The organism is Allobosea sp. 01N443 (assembly GCF_056399325.1).
The window spans coordinates 1-8,573 of sequence record NZ_JBFTRC010000226.1; the positions used below are offsets into that span (position 1 = coordinate 1).

At 66.5% G+C, this 8,573-nt stretch carries 5 protein-coding genes and 1 pseudogene; 2 read left to right on the plus strand and 4 right to left on the minus strand.

What is annotated here, in order from left to right:
- Window positions 1–61: 61 nt before the first annotated feature.
- The gene (gene ligA, locus AC1DRP_RS32310) at window positions 62–2,209 is read right to left on the minus strand and encodes an NAD-dependent DNA ligase LigA (RefSeq protein WP_476770635.1); all 2,148 of its coding nucleotides are present in this window, start codon (window positions 2,207–2,209) and stop codon (window positions 62–64) included.
- A gap of 227 nt (window positions 2,210–2,436) precedes the next feature.
- Between ligA and AC1DRP_RS32315 the strand changes: the two genes are divergently transcribed.
- The gene (locus tag AC1DRP_RS32315) at window positions 2,437–3,237 is read left to right on the plus strand and encodes a DUF2189 domain-containing protein (RefSeq protein WP_476770638.1); all 801 of its coding nucleotides are present in this window, start codon (window positions 2,437–2,439) and stop codon (window positions 3,235–3,237) included.
- A gap of 149 nt (window positions 3,238–3,386) precedes the next feature.
- Complete coding sequence (locus AC1DRP_RS32320; RefSeq protein WP_441505340.1) at window positions 3,387–3,692, plus strand: hypothetical protein; 306 nt, start codon at window positions 3,387–3,389, stop codon at window positions 3,690–3,692.
- Window positions 3,693–4,359: 667 nt separating this feature from the next.
- Here the strand turns inward: AC1DRP_RS32320 and AC1DRP_RS32325 are convergent.
- From AC1DRP_RS32325 to AC1DRP_RS32335, 3 genes and pseudogenes are all read right to left on the minus strand, one after another.
- On the minus strand, window positions 4,360–6,444 hold the full coding sequence (locus AC1DRP_RS32325) for a DEAD/DEAH box helicase (protein ID WP_476770636.1): 2,085 nt from the start codon (window positions 6,442–6,444) through the stop codon (window positions 4,360–4,362).
- A 155-nt stretch (window positions 6,445–6,599) separates the two neighbouring features.
- Window positions 6,600–8,300: a DNA repair protein RecN gene (gene recN / locus AC1DRP_RS32330; protein ID WP_476770637.1), complete on the minus strand. Its 1,701-nt coding sequence runs from the start codon at window positions 8,298–8,300 to the stop codon at window positions 6,600–6,602.
- A 66-nt stretch (window positions 8,301–8,366) separates the two neighbouring features.
- Window positions 8,367–8,573, minus strand: a pseudogene (locus AC1DRP_RS32335) (outer membrane protein assembly factor BamD); the annotation flags it as partial.

Below are 8,573 nucleotides of genomic sequence, written 5' to 3' on the forward strand. Positions count from 1 at the left end.
CGCTTAGACAGTCTCGTCACGGCGGGAGCGCCGCGACGAAACAAGCCGATGGCACGCAGCTTCAGGTGCGCACGAGGGTAAACCAGCCGGCCTCGTCGATCACCTTGACCCCGTGCTTCGCGGCGTCCTTGAGCTTCGAACCAGCTCCGGGTCCGGCGACCAGCAGGTCGGTCTTCGACGAGACCGAACCCGCGACCTTGGCGCCCAGCCGCTCGGCCATGGCCTTGGCCTCGTCACGGGTCATCTGCTCCAGCGCGCCGGTAAAGACGACGATCTTGCCGGCGACCGGACTCGTCGAAGCGACCGCCTCCAGCGGCTGCGGCGTCACCTGCGCCAGCAGCCGGTCGAGCGTTTCCTGATTGTGGGCCTCGGCGAAGAACTCGACCAGTGCCTCGACGACGGTCGGGCCGATKCCGTCGATGGCATCGAGCGCCTGCCGCTCGGGGGATTGCGGGTCAGCAGCGGTCGCTGCTTCGCGCAGGGCCTCGAACGATCCGTAATGCCGCGCCAGCAACCGTGCCGTGGTTTCACCGACATGGCGGATGCCAAGTCCGAAGACGAAGCGGTTGAGCGGTGGCGCGCGCCGGTCCTCGATCGCATCAAAGAGCTTCTTCACGCTTTGCGCGCCGAAGCCTTCCTTGTCCTTCAGCTTCTTGAGATTGGCAGCGTCGCGGGCCGCCAGCGTATAGATGTCGGCGGGTTCCCGTACCGACAGGTCGGGATCGGCATGGAAGAACTCGATCTGCTTGTCGCCGAGCCCGTCGATGTCGAGCGCGTCGCGGGAGACGAAATGCTTCAGCCGCTCGACAGCTTGCGCCGAGCAGATGAGCCCCCCGGTACAGCGGCGCACCGCATCTTCCTTGCCCGTGCGCGGGTTGATTTCGCGCGTCGCATGGCTGCCGCAGACCGGACACAGCGTCGGGAAGACATAGGGCTGCGAATCCCCCGGCCGTTTGCCGAGATCAACGGATTCGACGCGCGGGATCACGTCGCCGGCCCGCTTCACCGTCACCGTGTCGCCGACTCGGATATCGGCGCCGTCGCGGATCGGCTGGCCCTTGGAATCGAAGCCCCGGATGTAATCCTCGTTATGCAGGGTCGCGTTGGTGACGACGACACCACCGACAGTAACCGGGCGCAGCCGCGCAACCGGGCTGAGCGCGCCGGTGCGCCCGACCTGGATGTCGATCGCCTCGAGAAGGGTGGTCGCCAGTTCCGCCGGGAATTTATGCGCGATCGCCCAACGCGGCGCACGCGCGACGAAGCCGAGCCGGGTCTGGAGCGCGAGATCGTCGACCTTGTAGACCACGCCGTCGATATCGTAACCCAGCGTCGCGCGCTGGGCCTCGATCGCGCGGTAATGCGCCAGGAGCTCGCTGACACGCTCGCAGCGGCGCATCAGCGGGTTGGTCTTGAAGCCCCAGCGTCGGAAGGCTTCGACCACGCCGAACTGGGTCGCGGCTGGCAGTTCCGACATCTCGCCCCAGGCATAGGCAAAGAAACGAAGCGGCCGCGCGGCGGTTATCGAGACGTCGAGCTGGCGCAGCGATCCGGCTGCAGCATTGCGCGGATTGGCGAATTCGCGCTCGCCCTTCTCGCGCTGGCGATCATTGATGGCCGCAAAATCGGCATGGCCGAGATAGACCTCGCCGCGGACTTCCGCGACCTCCGGCACATCGTCCCCGACGAGCTTGTGCGGGATCTCCGAGATGGTGCGGGCATTGAGCGTGACATCCTCACCCTCCTCTCCGTCGCCACGCGTGGCCGCGGAAACGAGTTCGCCCTTCTCGTATCGCAGCGACAGCGACAGCCCGTCGATCTTGGGTTCGGCCGTGATGGCGAGCCCGGCATCATCCTTGCGCCCGAGGAAGCTGCGGATACGCATCGCGAAATCCGCGACGTCCTCATCCGAGAACGCATTGGCGRGCGAGAGCATCGGCACGCGGTGGCGGATCTTGGCGAATTTCGAGGACGGCCTGGCGCCAACCTTGTCGCTGAGCGCCTCATTGCCCTTCAGTTCCGCGAACACCTCTTCCAGCGCAACCAGCCGCCGACGCTTCGCGTCATAGGCGGAATCGTCGAGGATGGGCGCATCCTCCTGGAAATAGGCGCGGTCGGCCTCGGCGATCTCGGCGGCCAGCAGCTTATGCTCGGCGCGCGCCTGGCGGGGCGTCAGGTCTTCGACGGGTAGGGGTTCGGCTTCGCTCATGACCGTTGTCTTAGGCGAGTTGCTGGAGTCGAGAAAGACCATCGCCTGCGCGCGTCTCACCATCGTGTTCGCACGGGCTTGCGACAAGTTCCGTCATCAGGCGTATAATGGTGGCGCTGGAATTGGATGCTCGACGCCTTCGGCGACTTGACCCAAGGATCGCGTCAGGACCGCCATTGCGCACCGGGCCAGAACCGGGAGGACTGCCAATGGCCAATCTCGACAGCATGATCTCCAATGCTGACCGCAAGACGAATGCGCCTGCCAAGCCCGTCATTGAGCCGCGCGTGCGCACCATCACCACGGCCGATCTGCGCGACGCGCTCTGGCGCGGTTACGAGGACTTCATGGCCCAGCCGAGCCATCTCGTCTTCATCGCATTGATCTATCCGATCGCGGGCGTCGTCATCGCTCAGCTCACCGTGAGCTACAACATCTTCCCATTGCTGTTCCCTCTGCTGTCCGGCTTTGCCCTGCTCGGCCCCTTCGCGGCCATCGGCCTCTACGAGATCAGCCGACGCCGGGAACGCGGCATGAACTCCTCATGGGCGCACGCCTTCGCGATCCTGAAATCCCGCTCGATCGGGACGATCCTTGCACTCGGAGCCTTACTGACCGGGCTCTTCATCACCTGGCTGCTCTCCGCCTGGCTGATCTATCGCTGGCTTCTTGGCGGCATGCCGGGGACCTCGATCGGCGACTTCCTCGGCGACGTACTGACGACACCGAACGGCTGGACCATGATCATCGTCGGTAACGCGCTCGGCGCGCTCTTCGCGATTGCCGCCTTTTCAATGACCGTGATCTCCTTCCCGCTGGTGCTCGACAAGCATGTCGATGTGGCAACGGCGATCCGCACCTCGGTTGCCGCGGTCGAAGCCAACCCGCGCGTCATGATGATCTGGGGCCTCATGGTCACCGGCCTGCTTATCCTCGGCTGCCTGCCGGTGCTGGTCGGTCTCGTCCTGGTCATGCCGATCCTCGGCCACGCCACCTGGCATCTCTACCGCAAGGTCGTGGAGAAATAGCCCGTCTTCCGCAACCGGGCCGGTTCGGCCCGGTTGCGCCGGGCTCCTCAGAAAATCTCCCGCAGCTTTGAACCTGTCTCGCGTYTCGCGCGACCAAAGGTCATGAGGCTGCATCCCGCGGCCTCGCACAAAGCCAAGGGAGAGATTTCATGACCGCCCGCACGATCCTCACCGGCCTTGCCACCGCCTTCATTCTCGGCGCCGGCGCCCTCATCGGCGGCTCGCTGGCCACCGCCACCTCCGCGCAAGCCGCGCCTGGCTGGCACGGCCCTGGCCATCATGGCCATTTCGGCCGCGGTTTTCGTCATCCCCGCCCCTGGGGCTGGGGCCGCCCAGGCTGGGGATACCGCCCGGTCTACGCCAGCGCCTATTATGGCGGCTGCTACAAGGTGTTCCGTCGCGGTTTCGTTCCGGGCGTCGGCCCGGTGGTCCGCCCGGTCACCATCTGCCGCTGAACGCAGATGAATTCACCCGAAGAGGGTGTCGGAGCGATCCGGCTCCCTCTCAACGCTGCCCGGCCGCGATATCGCTCAGCAGCCCGGCCTACACGACCTTCGGGGTTCCATCGCGCCTGCAGCCGCCAACACCGTTTGGGAACCTTTGCGCGCCGCACCGGTTCAGTTCTCGTCACAGCAGAATGGTGACGCTGAATCATGCGGGCGCCAGCAGCCCGATCAAAGCCGGGGGCTTCTCATGAACAACATCATTTACATCGTCGGCCTCGTGGTCGTGGTCCTCGCTATCCTGTCCTTCCTGGGCTTGCGCTGACCCCGGGCCCGAGGAGCGCCAGTCGCGGCAAGTTGGCGAACATTACGGATGTCAGCGACGCTCGTCGGCGGGAGCATCCTCAGCGCTTGATCACCGGCGGCTCAACACAATCCCGACTTGCCTTGTACCGGGACGCGACCACGTCCTGGCGTCAGCCGCATTCCATGCCGTCGCATCTCCGTTCGCGAGCGCTGCTCCCCTACGGTCTCGGCCACGTAAATGACACAGAGTTCCCTGCCCACCGCTCAAGATGGACGGGTCACCGAAACGCGAAACGCCCCCTCCTAGCCTGGGAGGGGGCGTTTCTGAATGATCTCAAGCCCTGTTGCCAGGGCTGGCGAACGACGTCCCTGATCAGCGATCGTCCCGACGCGGCTTCTTGCTCTTGAACGGCTTTCCGGCAGGCTTGCCACGCTCACCGCCTGCAAATCCGGCGTCCGGCTTGCCATGGCCGAAGCTCTTCCCGCCATGGTTGGGCTTGGCAGAAAAGGGCTTGGCGCCGGCAAAGGGCTTGCCCTTGGCGAAGGGCTTATCCGAGGGGCCCGACTTCTTTTCGAAGGGCCGCTCGCTGGGGCGCAACACCGCGTTCTCGTCATAGACGGGCTCGCGATCGCGCCGGACGGGATCATAAGGCTTGCCGCCATGCGCCTTGGCGCCGAAGGGCTTGCCCTTGCCTTCGTAAGGCTTCTTCTTGCCAGGGAACGGCGCGCTCGCCCGTTCATCATCGGCCCGTGGCGCACGGGTATGGGATGCCTTCTCCGCGAAGGGTTTGGCCGGGCGCCGTTCGGCTTCGCCGGTCACGGGCTCGATCACGATCTTGTCCCGGTCGGTCGCGCTCGCCAGCGACGCGAAGCGTTCCGCGACATCGGCATCGATCTCGACCTTGGTTTCCGTGTCGAAGATGCGGATGGCGCCGACCTCGTCACGGGTGATCTTGCCGCGACGGCAGAGCATCGGCAGCAACTGCCTGGGATCGGCGCCGTCACGGCGGCCGATATTCAGCCGGAACCAGACCGTATCGCCACGCGGCCCGGCCTTGTGCGGCCTCTCTCCCTGCTCGCGGTCACGCTCGCGCGGACGGGCGTAATCCTCGGTGCTGCGCACCGGCCTGCGCTCGTCGCGCCCGAAACCGGGATCTCCGACCTCCTCCGCCGCCGGCAGGCGCGAACGATAGACCCTGACCAGGGCGGCCGCGATCTCCTGCGCCGAGCGACCAGCGAGGAGGGCCTCGACCATGCCGGCATCATCCTCGCTCGCCTCGCCGGTAAGCAGCGGATCCTGCAGAAGCCGCTCCTGATCGAGCGCGCGGATTTCCTCTTGCGTCGGAGCGCCGGCCCAGACGGCCTCGACCTTGGCCTCGGAGAGCAGCATGTCGGCCTTGCGGCGCCGAGAGGGCGGCACCAGCAGGACGCTCGTCCCCTTCTTGCCCGCGCGGCCCGTCCGGCCGCTGCGGTGCTGCATGACCTCTGGATCGTTCGGCAGTTCGGCGTGGATGACCAGTGTCAGGCCCGGCAGGTCGATGCCGCGCGCAGCCACGTCGGTCGCGACGCAAACGCGGGCACGCCCGTCGCGCAGGGCCTGCAGCGCCGAGTTGCGCTCGCTCTGACTGAGCTCGCCTGAGAGCGCCACGGCCGAAAAGCCGCGCTCCAGCAGGATCGCCTCGAGATGGCKGACCGCATTGCGGGTGTTGCAGAAGACCAGCGCGCAGGGCGAATCGTGGAAGCGCAGCAGGTTGACGACAGCGAGCTCGGCTTCCTTCGGGAAGACACGGATCGCGCGATACTCGATGTCGGCATGCCCGGTTGCCGAGCCGGCCACCTCGATGCGCAGGGCATCGCGTTGATAGCTCCTCGCCAGCGCGATGATCGCCTTGGGCAAGGTCGCGGAGAAGAGCAGGCTGCGGCGTTCCGCTGGGGTCGTCTTCAGAATGAATTCGAGATCGTCGCGGAAACCGAGATCGAGCATCTCGTCGGCCTCGTCGAGGACGACGGCTCGGAGCGCCGAGACATCGAGCCTGTGCCGCTCGATGTGGTCACGCAGGCGGCCGGGTGTGCCGACGACGATATGTGCGCCCTCGTCCAGCAAGGCGGCCTCGCGACGCGGATCCATGCCGCCGACACAGGAGATCACCCGGGCGCCGGCATGCTTGTAGAGCCAGGCGAGTTCGCGCTGGACCTGCAATGCCAGTTCGCGGGTCGGCGCGATGATCAGCGCCAGGGGCTGCCCGGCACGGCCCAGCACCTCGGCGCCCTCCAGCAGGGTCTCGCCGATGGCGAGCCCATAGGCGACGGTCTTGCCGGAGCCCGTCTGTGACGAGACCAGAAGGTCGCGTCCGGCCGCCGCCTCTTCCAGAACGGCGTTCTGGACGGGCGTCGGATCATTGTAGTTGCGTTCGGCGAGCGCACGCGCGAGCGGCGGGCTCGTGGGAAGGAATGCCATCGTTAATCGGCCTTGAGTTCATGCGCGCGGCGTGATGCKGCGCGGGAGATCGTGAGGCAGGCATCGCGGCGCGCGAAACGCAGCCATAACACCATAAGCCAGTCTGTGCCGCTCTTAGAGCAGAATTCGCAGAAAGGGAATGCAGATCGCTGTGGTCAGGCGCGCGCCGCCGCGCCATGCAGGCCAGCAGCGTCGAGCAGACGGGCGGCGGCAGCCCTCGCCTCCTCGGTGATGCTGGCACCGGCAAGCATGCGAGCGATCTCCTCGCGCCGTGTCCGGTCCTCGAGCGGCGTCACGCGCGTCACCGTACGAGAGGCCGCGTCATCGTCCAGCGCCGATTTGGCAATCAGGAAATGACGTCCAGCCTTGGCCGCGACCTGCGGCGCGTGCGTCACCGAGATGACCTGCACCTGTCGCGCCAGACGCGCCAGACGCTCTCCGATCGCATCCGCGACCGCGCCCCCGACTCCGCTATCGATTTCGTCGAAGACAAGGGTCGGCGCCGACCCGCGCTCGGCAAGCACGACTTTCAGGGCAAGCATGAAGCGCGAGAGCTCGCCCCCGGACGCAACCTTCATCATCGGGCCGGGCCGCGTGCCGGGATTGGTTTCGACCCAGAATTCGACGCGGTCGAACCCTTCCGGACCACGCGCATCCTCGTCGCGATCGATATGGGTAATAAATCGCGCACGCTCGAGCTTCAGCGGCGGCAGTTCTGCCTTGACCGCAGTGTCGAGACGCAGCGCGGCCTCGCCGCGGGCAGCAGAGAGCTCCCGCGCCCTGGCGAGATAATCTGCTTCCGCCCGAGCGAGCTCCGCTTCGAGCCGGGCCAAGGAGCTCTCGCTCTCGTCAAGATCGGCAAGGTCGGCACTCATCCTGGCCGCAAGATCGGCAAGCGCCTCGACGGGAACGTCGAACTTTCGGCCCGCTGCCCGCAAGGCGAACAGCCGTTCCTCGACCCGCTCCTGCTCGCGCGGATCGTACTCCGCCGCACGCATGGCCGCCGCGAGCGCTTCGCCCGCCTCTTCCAGCGCCACGATCGCGGTGTTGAGCGCTGCCATCGAGGGATCGACGAGTTCTGGTGCCTGCGCAGCCCGCCGCTCCAGCCGGCGGAGCACCGCCGCAAGAGAGGGGACAGGGGAAGCCTGGCCACCGACGGCCTCATAGGCATCGGAAAGATCCCGCGCCACCTTTTCCGCCTGCATCATGCCCTGGCGCCGGCTGGCCAGTGCATCTTCCTCGCCCGGCTCCGGCGCAAGCTTGCCAAGTTCGGCCACCGCGTGGCGCAGGAAGTCGGCCTCCTTGCGCGCGGCCTCGACACGGATGCGCTGCGTCTGCAGCGCCTGTCGCGCGCGCTTCAGCACATCGCTGGCCGTCGCCGTGATCTCGGCCTGTCCTTCGAGGCCGGCAAAACCATCAAGTATGGCGCGGTGCTGGGCCGCATCGGTCAGGGCCCGGTCATCATGCTGACCGTGGATCTCGACGATGGCGCTGCCGATCAGCCGCAGGATCTGGACGCTGACCGGCTGGTCATTGACGAAGGCGCGTGTCCGGCCATCCGCATATTGCACGCGTCGCAGGATCAGATCGCCGTCTGTGTCGATCTCCTGTGCCTGCGCCAGCTTGCGAGCCGGATGGGCGAGCGGCAGGTCGAAGACGGCACTGACCTGGCCTTGCGCCTCGCCATGGCGCACGAGCCCGCCGTCGCCGCGACCACCGAGCGCCAGCGCAAAGCCGTCGAGCAGGATCGACTTGCCTGCACCGGTCTCACCGGTCAGCACGCTCAGCCCGGCGCCAAACGCCAGATCGAGCCGGTCGATCAGGACGATGTCGCGGATCGAAAGCTGCGCCAGCATGACGCTCAGCGCGTGATTGAAGGGAGTGGCATGCGGTCCGTCACCCGGCCGTGCACCTGCCCGGCCTCAGCGGACGAGGCCGACGACCGAACGGGTGAAGCCGTTGAACAACCGGCTGATATAGGAGCCGCGATCCTCGCGGGGCTCGAGGCCGCCACTCTGAAGCAGGGTATAGGCGTCCTTGTACCAGGGGCTGTCGGGGAAGTTATGCCCGAGCACGGCAGCGGCAGTCTGCGCCTCATTGGTGATGCCCATCGCCATATAGGCCTCGGT